Annotated in this window: 11 protein-coding genes; 9 read left to right on the top strand and 2 right to left on the bottom strand. The window is 64.6% G+C overall.

Translation table 11 applies throughout. The features are described 5' to 3' along the window. Nucleotides 1-44: 44 nt before the first annotated feature. The 5 genes from ACNFHO_RS02310 to ACNFHO_RS02290 all read left to right on the top strand — a co-directional run bounded on the left by ACNFHO_RS02310 (nucleotide 45) and on the right by ACNFHO_RS02290 (nucleotide 7,349). On the top strand, nucleotides 45-2,300 hold the full coding sequence (locus ACNFHO_RS02310) for a TonB-dependent receptor (protein WP_063545207.1): 2,256 nt from the start codon (nucleotides 45-47) through the stop codon (nucleotides 2,298-2,300). A 125-nt stretch (nucleotides 2,301-2,425) separates the two neighbouring features. After that, entirely contained in the window at nucleotides 2,426-4,873 is a 2,448-nt protein-coding gene (locus ACNFHO_RS02305) for a TonB-dependent receptor plug domain-containing protein (RefSeq protein ID WP_197890968.1), read from the top strand. Between the two features lie 157 nt (nucleotides 4,874-5,030). Continuing rightward, nucleotides 5,031-5,786 carry an ABC transporter permease gene (locus tag ACNFHO_RS02300; protein WP_416765036.1) on the top strand — a complete coding sequence of 252 codons (756 nt, stop codon included), beginning with the start codon at nucleotides 5,031-5,033 and terminating at the stop codon, nucleotides 5,784-5,786. Nucleotides 5,787-5,796: 10 nt separating this feature from the next. After that, complete coding sequence (locus ACNFHO_RS02295; protein WP_416765035.1) at nucleotides 5,797-6,552, top strand: ABC transporter permease; 756 nt, start codon at nucleotides 5,797-5,799, stop codon at nucleotides 6,550-6,552. Nucleotides 6,553-6,563: 11 nt separating this feature from the next. Continuing rightward, complete coding sequence (locus ACNFHO_RS02290; protein WP_416765034.1) at nucleotides 6,564-7,349, top strand: ABC transporter ATP-binding protein; 786 nt, start codon at nucleotides 6,564-6,566, stop codon at nucleotides 7,347-7,349. Nucleotides 7,350-7,353: 4 nt separating this feature from the next. Here the strand turns inward: ACNFHO_RS02290 and ACNFHO_RS02285 are convergent, their stop codons facing one another. Next, nucleotides 7,354-11,679, bottom strand: coding sequence for an NEL-type E3 ubiquitin ligase domain-containing protein (locus ACNFHO_RS02285; protein WP_416765032.1), 4,326 nt, complete (start codon nucleotides 11,677-11,679; stop codon nucleotides 7,354-7,356). A gap of 70 nt (nucleotides 11,680-11,749) precedes the next feature. Continuing rightward, on the bottom strand, nucleotides 11,750-12,718 hold the full coding sequence (locus ACNFHO_RS02280; protein WP_416765030.1) for a LysR family transcriptional regulator: 969 nt from the start codon (nucleotides 12,716-12,718) through the stop codon (nucleotides 11,750-11,752). A 246-nt stretch (nucleotides 12,719-12,964) separates the two neighbouring features. Here ACNFHO_RS02280 and argH point away from each other — a divergent pair, with 246 nt between their 5' ends. The 4 genes from argH (at nucleotide 12,965) to ACNFHO_RS02260 (ending at nucleotide 17,005) form a co-directional block, all read left to right on the top strand. Then, nucleotides 12,965-14,392: an argininosuccinate lyase gene (argH, locus tag ACNFHO_RS02275; RefSeq protein ID WP_416765028.1), complete on the top strand. Its 1,428-nt coding sequence runs from the start codon at nucleotides 12,965-12,967 to the stop codon at nucleotides 14,390-14,392. Nucleotides 14,393-14,480: 88 nt separating this feature from the next. Then, complete coding sequence (locus ACNFHO_RS02270; RefSeq protein WP_416765026.1) at nucleotides 14,481-15,359, top strand: amino acid ABC transporter permease; 879 nt, start codon at nucleotides 14,481-14,483, stop codon at nucleotides 15,357-15,359. Nucleotides 15,360-15,382: 23 nt separating this feature from the next. Further along, nucleotides 15,383-16,147, top strand: coding sequence for an amino acid ABC transporter ATP-binding protein (locus ACNFHO_RS02265; RefSeq protein ID WP_054891503.1), 765 nt, complete (start codon nucleotides 15,383-15,385; stop codon nucleotides 16,145-16,147). A gap of 33 nt (nucleotides 16,148-16,180) precedes the next feature. Continuing rightward, entirely contained in the window at nucleotides 16,181-17,005 is an 825-nt protein-coding gene (locus tag ACNFHO_RS02260) for an ABC transporter substrate-binding protein (protein ID WP_063545214.1), read from the top strand. Nucleotides 17,006-17,049: the final 44 nt, after the last annotated feature.

Here is a 17,049-nt window from a genome sequence, read left to right as displayed (position 1 = left end):
GCTCTACCCCTCCCCAACAACACTTGAAACACGGGGAGAACCACATGCACCAGCTCAACCCTCTGGCCCGCCAGATAGGCCTGGCCCTGCTGCTGGCCGGTGCCGGCAACCAGGCCTACGCCGCCACCGAAACCAGCGAAGAAAAGAAAACCGAACCCGCCCTCGAAACCGTCACCGTCACTGCCCAGCACCGCGAACAGACGCTGCAGGAAGTGCCCGTCGCGGTCTCGGCGATCAAGGGCACCCAGCTCACCGCCGACGGCGTTCGCTCGATGGGTGACATCACCACCTTCGTGCCCAACGCCTCGGCCAAGAACCCGGATGGCGACGGCCGCCCACGCTGGTACATCCGTGGCCTGGGCACCGGCGACACCGGTGCGGCGACGGTCTACCCGGTGGGCATCTATGCCGACGACGTCTACCTCAACGCGCCCATTGCTGGTGGCGGGCCGCTGTTCGACCTTGAACGCATCGAGATCCTGCGCGGACCACAGGGCACGCTGTACGGCAAGAACACCACGGCCGGCGCCGTGAACGTCATTTCCAAGAAGCCGACCTTCGACACCGACGGCTACGGCACCGTCGGTTTCGGCAGCAAGAACGAGCGCATCCTCAACGGTGCACTGGGCGGCACCTTGGTGGATGAAAAGCTCGCCGGCCGGGTGTCGCTGTATTCCGAGGAGCGCGACGGCTTCCAGAAGAACGACTTCGATGGCAATACCTATGGCGACGTGAACAAGAAGGCCATTCGCCTGCAGTTCCTCGCCCAGCTCAACCCCGATCTGGATGCCCTGCTGAAGCTGCACAGTCGCCAGTTCAAGGGCGATGGCAGCAACGGCTCGCTGCCAGTGGGCCGTTACTACAACGTCGGCTACCAGCGCCCCAATGGCCGCGACATTTCGCTCAACGTCAACGAGGACTATCGCCTCGACCACGATGGCGCCTCGCTGACCTTCAACTGGTACCTGGGCGACTACACCCTGACCTCGATCAGCGCCTACGACTACATCCGCAACCGCTCCACCACCGACGCCGACTACACCCCCTATGAAGTCAACGGTGCCTCGATCACCGACAACGCCTATCGCCAGTGGTCGCAGGAGCTGCGCCTGGCCTCGCCGCAGGACCGCCCCCTGCACTGGCTGGCCGGCGCGCATTATTTCCACGAGAACCTCGACAGCTCGGCCCAGCGTATCGTCGCGCCTGGCCCGACGCCCAACGGCACCGGCTCCAACCAGGTCGGCAGCACCGCCTATCGCAACCAGGACTTCGACCACCGCACCGACAGCTATGCGCTGTTCGGCAACGTCACCTATGACTTCACCGATGCCTTCAGCCTGACCGGCGGCCTGCGCTGGACCCAGGAGAAAAAGGATATCGACCTGGACCTGGTGCAACTGACTCGCGCCACCGCCAATGGCCCGCTGATCCCCATCGCAGGCGCTGGCAGCAATGGCAATCGCCAGCAGGACAAGACCTGGGAGGCCTGGACCTACGACCTCACGCCCGAGTACCGCATCAACGACAACCTGCGGGTGTTCTTCCGCTATGCCCATGGCTTCCGTTCTGGTGGCTTCAACACCGGGCTGTCCACCAGCCTGGCGCAGTTGACCACGGTGGATCCGGAAGAGCTCGATGCCTACGAGCTGGGCCTGAAATCCGAGTGGTTCGACCGGCGCCTGACGGTCAACGCCAACGTCTTTTACTACGACTACTCGGATATCCAGGTGAACCTGCTGACGGTCAACAACGGCGTGCTGACCACCGCCTTGACCAACGGCGCCAAGGGCAAGGTCAAGGGTGCGGAGCTGGAGATCGAGGGCCAGCCCACCGAACGCCTGCACCTGCGCGCAGCGCTGTCGTTCCTGGACACCGAATACACTGACTTCAAGAACGTCAACCCCGCCACCGGCGCGGTGACCGCCGACTACAGCGGCAACAGCTTCGTGCGTTCGCCGCGCAACGTGGTCTCGCTGGGCGCCGACTACACCCTGCCCCTGGATGTGCCAGGGCGCGTGGTGGCCGGTGGCGACGTGAGCTTTCGCGACAAGGAATATTTCCTGGCCGACCGCCAGAGCAGCGGCGCCGACGAAACCCTCAGCCAGCCCCACTACACCCTGGCCAACGCGCGCCTGAGCTGGTTCAGCGCCGACGACAAGCTCAGCGTCACCGGCTTCGTCAACAACCTCACCGACCGCCGCTACCAGGTGCACGGCCGGCCTAACGGCACCGCCGGGCAGTACGTGATCACCTACGGCGATCCGCGCACCGTTGGCTTGAGTGTCACCAGCCGGTTCTGAGTCGCCCTGTCAGGCCCTATCGCGGGGCAAGCCCGCTCCCACAAGGACACAATGGTCGTTGTGGGGGCAGGCCTGCTCCGGGACAGGGCCGGCCCACCCAACACACCTTCCAGCAGGAACCCCAGATGCCCCACCACACCCCCTTGGCACGCGCCATCGCCGTGGCCATCGCCGGCTTCGCCGTGCCCGCTTTCGCTGCCGAACCCAACGACCGACTCGACACCGTGGTCGTGGTCGGCACCCATAGAAGCGATGTGACCGCCCTGCAAAGCGCCGCCCCGGTCGACGTGCTCAGCGGCGAGAAACTGCGCGAGACCGGCGCCAGCGACCTGTCTGGGGCGCTGACCGCGTTGTCGCCGTCGTTCAGCTTCCCGCAATCGCCACAGGGTGCCTTCGCCGGCTCCATCGCCCAAGGCGCCTCGCTGCGCGGGCTGGCCTCCGACCAAGTGCTGGTGCTGGTCAACGGCAAACGCCGCCATACCAGCGCCAACGTCACCCGTCAGGGCCTGGTCAATGGCCGTGGCGCCGCCGCCGTGGACCTGAGCCTGATCCCGCTGAGCGCTATCGAGCGGGTCGAGATCCTGCGCGATGGCGCCGCCGCCCAGTACGGCTCGGACGCCATCGCCGGGGTGATCAACATCGTGCTCAAGGAACGCGACGACGGCGGCAACATCGGCTATCGCTTCGGCGGTTACGACAAGGGCGACGGCCTGCAGCGCAAGCTCAGCGGCTGGAAAGGCTTTGCCCTGCCCAACGATGGTTTCCTCACCCTGGCCTTCGATGCAGGCAGCCAGGACCCGGCCAGCGACACCCGCGATGACAACCGGATCTTCTACCCCGGCGACACCAGCATCAACACGCCGCGCGAGCAGAACAACCGCTACCGTAACTGGCGTTGGGGCTCAGGCAATGTGTCCGATCAGTACAATTTCACGGCCAACGCCGAGACCGGCCTCGGCGCCGGGCTGACGGCCTACGGTTTTGCCAGCTACGCGCACAAGAACACCGATGCCGAGGGCTTCTTCGACCCGCCCACCACCCTGCGCAACAACTACGGCAGCACAGCCCTGGCCCGCTACCCCGATGGTCGCCTGCCGATCACTCGCTACGGCCTGGAGGACTACGCCGCCACCGGTGGCCTGCGCTTCGAAGACGCCACCCTGGGCAACTTCGACCTGGCCTTGAACTACGGCAACAACCGTCTCGACTCCACCGACCGCGACGCCATCAACCCCAGCTGGGGCGCGGCCAGCCCGTCGACCATCCATACCGGCCGACGTGAAGCCGACCAGACCAACCTGACCCTGGACTGGACCCGCGATTTCGCCACGGACCTGCTGTTCAAGCCGCTGACGGTCTCTGCAGGCCTGGCCTGGCGCAAGGAGAACTACGAGCTCACTGCAGGCGACGCCGCCGGCTGGTCCAACGGCCCGCTGTTCAACACCCTCGACCCGATCACCGGCCGCCGCCTGCCGGGCTACTACTCGGGGATCACCCAGGTCGATGCCGCTTCGCTGGATCGTCGGGTGATCGGCGCCTACTTCGACCTCGAAGGGCAGATCACCGAGAAATTCCAGGCCGGACTGGCCGTGCGCAGCGAGCATTATTCGGACTTCGGTGACACCACCAACGGCAAGCTGTCGCTACGCTATGACTTCACGCCGCAGATCGCCGCGCGGGCCAGCGCCAGCACCGGTTATCGAGCACCGTCCCTGGTGCAGAGCGGGCTGTCGTCGTTCAGCGTACAAGTCGTCGAACAGCCGCCTGGCAGCGGCAACTGGGTCGAGGTGCAGCAACGCACCCTGCGTGCCGACAGCCCCGAGGCACAGCTGCTCGGGGGCAAGGCGCTCAAGCCCGAGGAGTCGACCAACTTCTCCGTCGGGCTGGTCTGGCGCCCGCTGCCCAACGCCTCGCTGACCCTCGATGCCTACCGCATCGACATCGACAACCGCATCACCCTGTCGGACCAGTTGCCGGCCTCGGTGGTCTCGCCGATCTTCGCCGGTACGCCCTACGCCAATATCCAGAGCGCTGCGTTCTACAGCAACATCGCCGACACCCGCACCGATGGCATCGAGCTGGCCGGGCACTACGACCTGGACCTGGGTGCCTGGGGCCGGGTCAACCTCAACGGTGGCTATGCGCGCAATAACACCCGCATCACCGGCCTGGACAGTGTCGGCGGCATTCCCGGCAACCAGATCATCGGTCGCAACACCCAGGGCCTGATCGAAGACGGCACGCCCAAGGACAAGCTGACCCTGAGCGCCAACTGGCTGTACGACGGCTGGAGCATCACCCTGGCCCAGCGTCGCTATGGTGAATGGAAGAGCCTGAACGCCAGCAACCCGACGCTGGACCAGACGTTCAGCCCGCAGTGGGTGACCGACCTGGACGTGTCGTACCGCCTTGACCTGGGGCTGACCCTGTCGGTCGGTGCGATCAATCTGTTCGACAGCCACCCGGACAAGCTCGAAGGCGCGCAGCTGTATGGTGTGCCGAAGTATTCGATCACCAGCCCTGAGGGCGCACAGGGGGCGTTCTACTACACCAGCCTGAGTTACGACTTCTGACTCGGCGCGCTCCCCACTGCTGATCGACTGCTGCCCCAGCAGCAGCGTACTGCTGCGCCATCATCAGCGCCCATGGCCGAGCCCCGAAAACACGGGACTCGGCACACTGGCACAGGTCTTGCGATATCCCCGTATCACCGATCACTCAAGGCCTTCCATGCGCGCCCTGCTCGTTCCTCTCTCCTGGTTGATCTCGCCCCTGGCCCTGCTCGCGTTGTGGGCTTCTGTGGCCGCTGCCGGGCTGTTTCCAGCCAACCTGCTGGTATCGCCGCTGGAGGTCTGGCGCAGCTTCCAGGAGCTGCTGGGCACCGGCGAGCTGCAGGAGCACCTAGCCGGCAGCCTCTCGCGGCTGGGGCTCGGCTTTGCCTTCGGCGCTCTGTCGGGCCTGGCCCTGGGCACGGCCATGGCCCTGTCGAAAACCGTCGAGGCCTATTGCGCACCGCTGTTCCATACCCTGCGCCAGGTCCCCAGCATCGCCTTGATCCCGATGTTCGTGTTGCTGTTCGGTATCGACGAGACCTTCAAGATCGTCATCGTCGCCAAGACCGCGTTTTTCCCCGTGGCCCTGGCCACCGGCGACGGTATCCGTGCCATCCCGCGCAGCCATTTCGAGGTGGCGGCGGTCTATCGCCTGGGTTGGCCGACCCTGGTCGCACGCATCGCCCTGCCCGCCGCCGTACCGGCCATCGTCACCGGCGTACGCGTGGCGCTGACCCGCGCCTGGGTGGTGCTGGTGGCCTGCGAACTGCTCGCCGCCGACAGCGGCCTGGGGCAGATGATCGAAATGGGGCGCCAGATGCTGCGCATCGATGTGGTGATGGTCGGCGTGGTGATCACCGGGGTGATCGGCTTCACCCTGGACTGTTCGCTGCGACGTGTGGAGCGGCGCTTGTCTGCCTGGCAGTGCAGTTGAGGAGCGAATGATGACTGTCCGACACTTGCGTGGCCTGTTACTGCCGCTGCTGCTGCTCGCGGCCTGGGAGCATGCCTCGCGCCAGGATGCAGCCGGCGCCTATGCCTTCGTGTCCTTGTCCAAGGTCGGCTCGGCACTGCTCGAGCTGCTTGGCAACGGCGAGCTGCCGGTCAACCTGCTGGCGAGCCTGGCGCGCACCAGCAGCGGCCTCGCCCTGGGCATGCTGGCCGGCATCGGCCTCGGCGCACTGATGGCCTTGTCGCCGTTGGCCAACCGCCTGACCGCACCGCTGTTCCATGCCCTGCGCCAGGTCCCGATGCTCGGCTGGATTCCGCTGATCGCCCTGTGGTTCGGCAATGGCGAGCCGGCCAAGTTGCTGATCGTGAGTGTGGCGGCGTTCTATCCGATGGTGCTCAACACCTACGAAGGCCTGCGCCAGGTCGACATCCGCCAGCGAGAGGTCGGCCAGGTGCTGATGCTCGATCGCTGGCAGCAACTGCGCCTGATCCTGCTGCCCGGTGCCTTGCCGAGCATCGCCACCGGCGTGCTGCAGGCCCTGGCCTTCGCCTGGGTCACGGCCGTTGGCAGCGAGCTGTTCCTCGCCTCTGGCGCCGGCCTTGGCAACCTGATGATGAACGCCGAAGCCGGCGCACGGATGGAAGTGATCATCGTCTGTGTACTGTGCATCGGCCTGTGCGGCTACCTGATGACCTGGCTGTGCACCCGTTTCTGCCGGCGCCTGCTGCGCTGGCGCACCACTGATTGAAGGCCGCGACCATGAATGCCATCGCCCATCCCCACCCGCCTGCCGTGCAGGCCGGCACCCTGCAGATCCGCCGCCTGAGCAAGGCCTATCGGCTCAAGGGCCAGACCCTGCCGGTGCTGCAGGACATCGACCTGGACATTCGTCCCGGCGAGTTCATCAGCATCCTCGGTGCCAGCGGCTGCGGCAAATCGACCCTGCTGCGGCTGATCGTCGGCCTGGACACCGATCACCAGGGCACGATCGTGCTCGACGGCCAACCGGTACGCGGCCCGGGCCTTGAGCGCGGCATCGTGTTCCAGGACCACCGCCTGTTTCCCTGGATGACCCTGCAGCAAAACATCGCCCTGGCCCTGAAGAACCACGCGCTGCCTGCCGAGGAAAAGCAGCATCTGGTCGCCGAGCATATCGAGCTGGTTGGCCTGCGCGGCTTCGAACACGCCTATCCACACCAGTTGTCTGGCGGCATGGCCCAGCGTGCGGCGATTGCCCGGGCGTTGGTGAACAAGCCCAAGGTGCTGCTGCTCGACGAACCCTTGGGCGCGCTCGATGCCTTGACCCGGGTACGCCTGCAACAGGAGCTGCAGCGCATCCGCGAGCGCGAACGCTGCACGGTGGTGATGGTCACCCATGACATCGAAGAAGCGCTGTACCTGGGTGACCGAGTGATCGTGATGGATGCCCACCCGGGGCGTATCCGCGAAGGCCTGCCTATCGACCTGGCACATCCACGCGAGCGCACCCATCCCGCCCTGCAGATCCTGAAACAGCGCCTGCTCGAGCAGCTCATGGCGCATTGAACCTTTAGCCTTTAACCCACGGATGCGCGTCCAGCATGCTCAGGGTGAACGCCAGGACCAACTCGTGCTCGGCAGCACTGCGCTCCTCGGCCAACGCCTCGATATTTTCCAGCACACTCTGCTCTGGCGCGGACTCGACCCCGGCCATCAGTGCTTCGAGGCGATCATGGTAGGGCTGGTTGAGCGTTTCGAATGCGTCGGGCTGCGTGTTACGTAGATAGTCCTGCCAGAAGCTTCGCTGTACCAAGGATTCGGCAATGCGGGCATCCGTTTCCGCCTGCAGGATCGCCGTGCTTGCCGCACGCAGTTGCGTGTCCCCTACATCAGAGAACATCCGGTGGTACATGTAGCGTGACTGGGCCGGCAGCCCGAGCGGCCTGACCAGCCCGGCCCGGTATGCGAGATGCACCTCTACCTCATCGAGCAAACCATAGGGGTTGGTGGCACGCGCCTGTTGAATGTGCTGCGCGGCGATTCTGTCGACCTCGTCCAGCCGATACAGCTCGCGGCCCAATTGCGTCAATGCGGGGCCGACCGCAGCGGGGGCCAGCCCGGCAGTGCGTGTGGCGACCAGCGCGCGGACTTCCAGCAGGCTGAGAATCAGCAGCATCTGGTCCGAGCAGGTTCGTGGCCCGGCAGCCTGCTGGAAGATCGCCTCGCGAACCTCGCTGTTCTGTACGCAGGCGTCGATCACCTGCCAGACCCTGCGCCGCAGGTCCAATCCCTGCAGTGCGTAGTCACGGGAACGGCCAAGATCATGAAGAAAGCGCATCAGGTCACTGCTGCCCGGTTCATGCAACAGTCCCGTCCATTGGCGCTCTCGCACCGTTCTCTCCACATCGGTGGAGCCTGCCAGCCAGAGTTCGAGCGACTCCTGCCCTCCCGGGACATGTCGACGCAGGGGCAAGGCCACCGCAGCATCCTCTCCCATCGTGGTACGCAGTGCGGCCTGCGTGGCTTCCGGCAACGGATTGTCATGCAGGCTCAGGCCTGCCAGGCGACGACGCGAACGAGCAAGGGACGGGCTCATGTCGTTGATATTGTTGTCGCGCAGGTCGATATCCTCGAGCTGCGGATGCATGTACACCTCGACAGGCAGCTCGGCCAGACCAGTACCACGCAATGACAGACGCTGCAGGTTCTCCAGGGGACCAAGCGGCGGCAGTCGACCGATGGGGTTGTGCGCAAGGTCCAGGGTACGCAGTTGTGTCAACACGCTCAGCCTGGCCATGCCGGCTTCGTCGATGACGATCTGGTTGCCGGCCAGGCGCAGTTCGGTGAGCTGCGTCAGCACCTGAAGCCCGTCAGGGATACGGTCGATCAGGTTGTCACGCAGATCGAGGCTGCGCAGGTTGGCAAAGCGCGAGAGAAAATCTGCGTCGATTGTCGGCAGGTTCAAGCGGCGCAACGTCAGTTGGGTGACATGCTCGAACGTTACGCCCTCGGGGAGTACGGGCAGGCTGTCGAGCCGTTCGCTGTCGATGATCAGCCGGTATTGGCCATCCTGCTCGGCACGCTTGCGCCGCCAGCAATGGCGGATGCGCCGGGCTACCAGGCGACGCCGCTCGAGCATGGGCACCCGGGTTGCCTCGCGACGCCAGGTGCCCAGGCTTTGGTTGAGGCGAATCATTAGCTGTTGCAGGTTGCGCAGGTGATCCCACAGGCCCTCGCCGCGTTGACGCACAGTCTCCAGGTAGGTTTCCACCTCGACGTCCGACAGGGTTGGAAAGACTTGCTGGTAGCCGCGCAGCAGCGCAAGACGTGACCCTTCGGGCCGGCCGCTCAACGGGTAACCGATGCGTCCGTCGCCCAAACGTTGTGGAGGGCGCAGCCCTGTACCGATGGGCGCCATGCCAATGAGGCGGGCCGCTTGCTCGCGCTGGGTAAAGGCGCGCTCGGCCAGGGCACTGGCCAGGTGCCGGGCAGAACTGCCCGCCTCGCCCAACTGCAGGCGTTGCGGGGCATCCAGATGCCGCAGCAGGGCCTGGAACAGATCGTCCGTGGCGTAGGCACCCGGCATGGGCGTCCCTTGCGCATCGACTGCCAGATAGCCTTTCGCGGTCTTGATCATTCGACGCGTCTGGCTGGCAAGCGAATCGCCTACCTGTGCCAGCACCTGGCCGTCGAACTGTCCGTCACGCACCTCGACACGTACAGAGCTGTCCCAGGGCGACCAGGCCTGCAACAGTCCCAACGTCAGTTGTTCGGTATCCTGAACCACCGCGGCGGCCTGCTCGAAACCTGCACAGGCCCGATCAAGACGGGCGTCACGCAACTGCCATCGCGCACGCTCGGCCAACCCCAGTGGCACCCGCCCTTGCTCCAGCAGTTGCTGGAGCTGGTCAGCATTGGCCTGGTCGAGCAGCTCCTGGCCGGCACGCGTGCTGAGGGAGGGAAAATCACGGTGCAAGGGCTGCGCCGCCGGGACGGGTGTGGCCTGCTGCTCCTGGACGTGAGCTTCGAAGGCGGCGCCACGCAATTTGGGGAAGCTGGCGTGCAACTGATAACGCTGCGCCGCATCGTACAGGCGCGCTGGCGCAGGTGCATTTTCAAGGTGCAGGCGCCGTAGCTGCGACTCATCCATGCCAATGCTGCGCAGCAGCGGGCCGGCCATATCGTCACTCACCTGACGCAACCCTCTGCCCAGGCGGCGTATCAGCACGCCTTCCCCCTGCCATCGTTGGGCAGACTCCAGGGCATGACGCACGCCACCGGCGCCGTTGTCCTCAAGTGCGATGGTCGGTGCCTCGGGCCGGTTCGGATGCGCCACTGCGGCTACATCCGGGTCGGCGCCCAACCGGTAGGTCATCTCCTCGACCCCTTGATACGCGTGTCCGTCGTGGATTGCGCGCTCACCGGGCGCCAGCGCCAACTCTTGCGTGGCATAACCCGGAAGATCGGCACGCGCCAGGCGCAGTTCACCATCGGCATTCTGTATGGGTGCCAGCTCGTCGACCTGCGCTACGCGCTCAAGCACCTTGCTGGCGCCGACCGTGAGGCCGAGCATCGCAACGTTCTGCGCCACGGCCACCAGATGGCCAAGCGCAGCCTCGCGATCACCGAGCTCCCAGTCACGGTAGCCCTCATACACTTCTTCGGTCAGCTGCTCAGCGGTGATCGCCAGCAGTGGCAAGCCAAGTTCTGGAACGAAGAAGCTGGCAATGCCCAGAATGTCGAGACCCAGGCCCTTGAGCCAGTGCAGGCGACGATCACGCTCGACGCTGTCGACCAGGCTGGTCGGCACGGCCAGCACCTTTGCATCGTCCAGCAGGGTATCGACCTGCACCTGGCGCAGGTGGGCGAACAGCGCGCCGCCGACAGACTGCCACCGACCATCCAGCTCGATGGTATCCTGCGGGCCGCCTTCGGCCAGCAACCGTTTCAGCACCTGAGCAAAATGCACGCGGTCCTTTACGCTGACGAAGCGCTGGAAGAACGACCAGTAATCAGCCTTACGAAAACGCTTGCCCAACGCTTTGAACAGCTCGGACCAGGAGCGGTGGACACTCAGTACGCCCTGCGGATCGTCCGGTATCCAGGCAATCAACTGCGCAAGCTGAGCATCTGCGCCCTCTTTTACGGGCATCTGGAACACCACCACCCCCTGGATCTTGCGGCCCAGCAGGCGCATGTCCAGTGCCGTCAACGTGGCTGACTGGGGCGTCGCAGCGCAGACCTTTTGCAGCTCCGCCAGCATGTGCTCGTCGATATCGCCCTTGAGCCGCGCCAGCCACGCTGCAGCCTCCAGTCCCTCTCGCCAGCCCCGCTCGAGCAAGGCTTCATTGTTTCGGCGTACGGCATCGTTGCCAAACAGCACGCCCTTGAGATGCTGCTGGTAAAGCCCCCCCAGATCCAGGGAGCGACACAGGCCCGCAAAGGCCCGGGGCTGCAGGGCAAGCCTGTTGCCTTGCGCATCGACCACTGCCGACGCTGCCTGCCAGGCGACCTTCGATGTTTCGGCACGATCGAAATTATGCAGTGCCGAGGCCAGCAGACTGTTTTCGAAACTGCGAGTGACGATGCCATCCGGGACCCAGCCGACGCCTGACGGGAAGCGGATCTGGACTTCGCGCCGCAGCATGCTGCGACGCACATCCAGCGAGGGTTGCACCCGTTTGTCCAACGCTTCGCTCAGCAGGGGCGCGGCGAATTCGTCCAGCGGTTGGATCTGCCCAAGCAAGGCGCGCACCGCATGCTGCGTACGTTGCTGGGCGCGCAACGCCCGATGCAGAGCGTCCAGTTGTTCGGGCTTGGCTGCGCTCAACCAATCGGGCAGACGGCTGGCGATCAGTGTATCGATCGTTTCATCGGGAAGGGGTTGGGTCGACATGATACTGCTCCATCGCATTGAAAACGCGCATGAAGCCAGCGGGTGCAGAAGCGCACGTGGTAGCTATGTCTCAAGTGCCGGGCAAACGCAGATCCACCCCCATGGCCTGGGCGAAGGTTTTCACCAGTGGGCTGCGTGGGGTGTTGTGCCGCAGGATCAGGCAGAACGGTGTATGGAAACGCACCGTCTCGGGATGGATCGCACGCAAGCGGCCCTGGCTGACCAGCGATTGCGCAAAGTGACAGGGCAGAAAACCGATGAAGTTGCCCGTGAGCAGCAGCATGGCCACCGCCTCGACCTGGGTGGCCGACGTCTGGTTGTTCTCCTGTTCGAAGAACTGCCATTTGGCCGTGTGCATGGCATAGCGATGGTGCACGAAGTTGTGTTCGCGCAGGCTGTCGAGGGGGATGTCCGCATCGCTTCGGGCGAACAATGGATGGCCTTCGCCGCAATACAACGCCGAGGCTTCCTGATACATCTCGAAGTAGTCGAACTCTTCCCGGCGCTGGTACAGCGGGACAATGCCGGCAATGAAGCGACCTTCGATGACGCCGCGCTCCACCTCGTCCAGCTGTGCCACGTTCAGGCGGACACGCACCTTCGGGTGATCGCTGGAAATTTGCCGGATCGCAGCGATCAGCGGCGAGCCGCGATCGGACAGGGTGTTGTCGATGGCGCCTACGCCCAGTTCGCCGATCAGCTCGTTCTGGGCACTGCTGATGCGGTCGCGGAAGTTGTCGACCGAGTTGAACAGCTCGATCGAGGCCTGGTACACCACCTGCCCTTCTTCGGTCAGGCTGAAACCTTCGCGCCCGCGGCTGCACAACCGCATGCCGATACGGATTTCCAGATCGGAAATCTGCTTGCTGATGGCTGCCAGGCCCACGTTCAATTCGTTCTGCGCCGCGCTGAAGCCTCCTGCCTCGACCACTGCCTTGAACACCTTGAGCAGTTTGAAGTCCTGGCCACTCAAGGCCAGTGGCGCACGAATGCGGGTTTTTTCCGGCAGGTTTCCCGCAGTGGAAAGTGAGGTTTCCATTGTAAGTATTTACCTCGCGCTCGGCTTTCAACAGGCTGGATAGCACAACAAGAAATCAGCCGGCCTCGCCATCATGACCTTATGCAAAGGCATATTGCAAGACTCACCGTAATCCCTATTTCAGTCGCAAGCGATTGATTTAACTCATTTTTATACCCTGCCCCAAGCTATGTGAAACCTGCCTTCGCAGGCCTCATGACGGCCCGAACCTGCTGACAGAAGATTCTCCTTCGAGGAACGACAACAATGACTCAGCCCACCGATCGCCTCTGGGGCGCCCGCTTCGCCTCAGGCCCTGCAGCCGCCCTCGCCGCCCTGTCGCGCTCGCCGCAACGCTATTTCCAGATGGCACCGTACGACCTCGCAGGCTCCCGTGCCCATACCCGTGAGCTGCAGCGCGCAGGCCTGCTGGACAGCGACGAGACCACGCGCATGCTGGCCGCCATCGACACCCTCGACGCCGACTTTCGTGCCGGCCGCGTGCAGCCGATCGAGGACGACGAGGACGTGCACACCTTCCTCGAGCGCGTGCTGACCGAGCGTCTTGGTGCGCTGGGCGGCAAGCTGCGCGCCGGGCGCTCGCGCAATGACCAGGCGGCCAACGACCTGCGCCTGTTCCTGCGCGATCACGCACGCAAGCTCGCCGAACAGGTGCTGGCGCTGCAGGACGCCCTGGTGAGCCAGGCCGAACAGCACGTCGACACACTGTGCCCTGGCTTCACCCACCTGCAACAGGCGCAGCCGATCAGCTTCGCCCACCAGTTGCTGGCCCATGCGCAAGCCATGCTGCGTGACGTGCAACGCCTGGTCGACTGGGATGCACGCACGGCCCTGTCGCCCTTGGGCGCCGCGGCCATGGCGGGCTCGGCCATCGCCCGCCAGCCACAGCAATCGGCGCTGGAGATGGGCTACAGCGGCCCGTGCGAGAACTCCATCGACGCCGTGGCCAGCCGCGACCATGTCGCCGAGTTCCTGTTCATCGCCAGCATGCTCGGCATCAACCTGTCGCGCCTGTCCGAGGAATTCTGCCTGTGGTCGTCGCGCCAGTTCCGCTGGGTCGAGCTGGACGATGCCTATGCCACCGGCAGTTCGATCATGCCGCAGAAGAAGAACCCGGACATCGCCGAGCTCACTCGCGGCAAGGCCGGGCGCCTGATCGGCAACCTGACCGGCCTGCTGTCCACCCTCAAGGCCCTGCCGCTGTCGTACAACCGCGACCTGGCCGAGGACAAGAGCGAGGTGATGGACACGCTCGACACGTTGGGCCTGGTGCTCCCGGCCATGGCCGGCATGGTGCGGACCATGCAGGTGCGCGTGGACGAACTGCGCCGCCAGGCGCCGCTGGGCTTCACCCTGGCCACCGAGGTCGCCGACTGGCTGGCCATGCGCGGCGTACCGTTCAAGGAAGCTCACGAGATCACCGGGGCTTTGGTGCGCGCGTGTGAAGCCCAGGACATGGAGCTGTGGCAGGCGAGCCCGGCGATGCTCGCCGACATCGACCCGCGCCTGACACCCGAGGTGCGCGAGAGCCTCACCCTGGAAGCTGCCATCACCATGCGCAGCGGCCACGGAGGTACTGCCCCACAACGCGTGCGCGAGCAGATCGCGCGCCTGAAAGTCGCCCTTGAAGCACAGCAGGCCTGGGCTGCCCATTACCAAGGGCCGCGCACCTGAAGACCTGTGGGCTGCGGTTTCGCAAGGACCTGCTGCCCGCCACCGATCGACACGCCCAGGCGCCCTGCGCCGACTGCGGAGCCACACCATGAGTCAGATACACGCCAAACGCCTCGCCGATGAGCGCAGGCAACAGGAAAACGAGTTCGACATCAGCCGCTACGAGCATGTCCCGCGCCGTTATTACGGGCGCATGTTCTTCGCCACGCTGATCGTCGTGCTGTTGCTGGGGCTGGCCAATGCCTTTGCCAATGGCAAGATCGAATGGGCCTTCGTCGGCCAGTTCCTGACCTCCGAGGCGATCCTCTGGGGCTTGGGCAATACCATCGTCATGTCGGTGATCGCCATGGCCCTGGGCATCGTCTTCGGCGTCATCACGGCGGTGATGCGCATGTCGCAGAACCCGATCCTGCAGTACGTGGCGCTGGCCTACACCTGGCTGTTCCGGGGTACGCCGCTGATCCTGCAACTGTTGCTGTGGTTCAACCTGGCGCTGATCTTCCCCACCATCGGCATTCCTGGCCTGCTCCAGTTCGACACCGTGACGCTGATGACCCCCTTCGTTGCCGCGCTGCTGGGCCTGAGCATCAACCAGGGCGCCTATACCGCCGAAGTGGTGCGCGCCGGTTTGCTGTCGGTGGACACTGGCCAGTACGAGGCGGCCAAGTCGATCGGCATGCCGCGCCTGCAGGCGCTGCGCCGGATCATCCTGCCCCAGGCCATGCGCATCATCATCCCGCCGGTGGGCAACGAGTTCATCGGCATGGTCAAGATGACCAGCCTGGCCAGCGTCATCCAGTATTCGGAGCTGCTGCACAACGCGCAGAACATCTACTACGCCAACGCCCGAGTGATGGAGCTGCTGATCGTTGCCGGCATCTGGTACCTGGCAGTGGTCACCCTGCTGTCGTTCGGCCAGAGCCGCCTGGAACGTCACTTCGCCAAGGGCGCTGGCAAGCGCTCCTGATCGGCCATAGAGAGAACATGCCCATGAGAAGCATCGTCAAGGCCGTCGGCCTGCAGAAATACTACGGCGACTACCACGCGCTGAACGACATCAACCTGGAAATCGAGCAAGGCGAAGTGCTCTGCGTGATCGGCCCTTCGGGCTCCGGCAAGAGCACCTTCCTGCGCTGCATCAACCAGCTGGAGAAGGTCGATGGCGGCGGCCTGTGGGTCGACGGCGAGCTGGTCGGCTACCGCATGGCCGGCAACAAGCTGCACGAACTGACCGAGTCGCAGATCGCCCGCCAGCGCCTGGCCACCGGCATGGTGTTCCAGCGCTTCAACCTGTTCCCGCACCTGACGGTGCTGCAGAACATCATCGAAGGCCCCTGCCAGGTGCTGCGCCGCTCGCCCAAGGAAGCCACCGAGGATGCCCTCGAACTGCTGGCCCGGGTCGGCCTGAGCGACAAGCGCGACCATTACCCGATCCAGCTTTCCGGTGGCCAGCAACAGCGTGTGGCCATCGCCCGCGCCCTGGCCATGCGTCCGAAACTGATGCTGTTCGACGAACCCACCTCCGCGCTGGACCCCGAGCTGGTCGGCGAGGTGCTGTCGGTGATGCGTGACCTGGCCAAGTCCGGCATGACCATGGTCGTGGTCACCCATGAGCTGGGCTTTGCCCGCGAGGTGTCCAATCGAGTGGTATTCATGGACGCCGGACAGATCGTAGAAGCAGGAAGCCCCGAAGAGGTGCTCCTGGCCCCCCAGAACCCGCGGACCCAGAACTTCATTTCCGCGGTTCGTACCTGACTGCCGCCCACAACCATAAAGAGAACCCTAGGCATGAAAAAAACCCTTCTTGCGTGCAGCGTACTGACCGCCCTGGCCTTCAACGCCCAGGCCGCCACGGAACTTCCGGCCTCGATCAAGGCCAAGGGCGAAATCGTCGCCGCAATCGTCCCCAACTACCCACCGATGGATTTCAAGGACCCGGCCACCAACCAGCTGACCGGCGTCGATGTCGACCTGGGCAACGCCCTGGCCGAACGCCTGGGGGTGAAGATCAAGTGGCAGGAGACCGCCTTCGAACAGATGATCAGCGCACTGGTCACCAAGCGCGTCGACATCATCCTTTCGGGCATGACCGACACCAAGGAACGCCAGCAAGTGGTGACCTTCGTCGACTACTTCACCAGCGGCCCACAGTTCTACACCCTGCAAAGCCGCGGCGAGATCAACGAGATGACCGACCTGTGCGGCAAGAAAGTCGGCACCAGCCGCCGCACCACCTGGCCCAACGATGTCGCTACCTGGAGCAAGGCCAACTGCGAGGCCAACGGCAAGCCGGCAGTGATCGTGCTCGGCTCCGAAGGCAGTGCCGACGCGCGTGCGCAACTGCGCCAAGGGCGCCTTGATGCCGCCGTGCAAGGCAGCGAAACGCTGCCGTATATCCAGGATCTGGAGAAAGGCACCTTCAAGATTCTGGGCACGCCGCTGACCACCCAGCTCACCGGGCTGGGCGTGGCCAAGGATAACGCTGCGCTGTCGGCTGCGATTCGCAGCGAACTGCAGGCGATGGTCGACGATGGTAGCTACCGCAAGATCCTGGAGAAATGGGGCGCAGCCGATGGCGTGCTGAACCCGATCACCATCAACGGCGGGAAGTGATTCGACCGGTTGAAATTGCGGCGTACTTTTCGCGGGTGAAACCG

Source organism: Pseudomonas sp. NY15374, assembly GCF_048068255.1.
Classification (GTDB): domain Bacteria; phylum Pseudomonadota; class Gammaproteobacteria; order Pseudomonadales; family Pseudomonadaceae; genus Aquipseudomonas; species Aquipseudomonas machongensis.
This window is presented reverse-complemented; position numbering and strand designations above follow the sequence as displayed.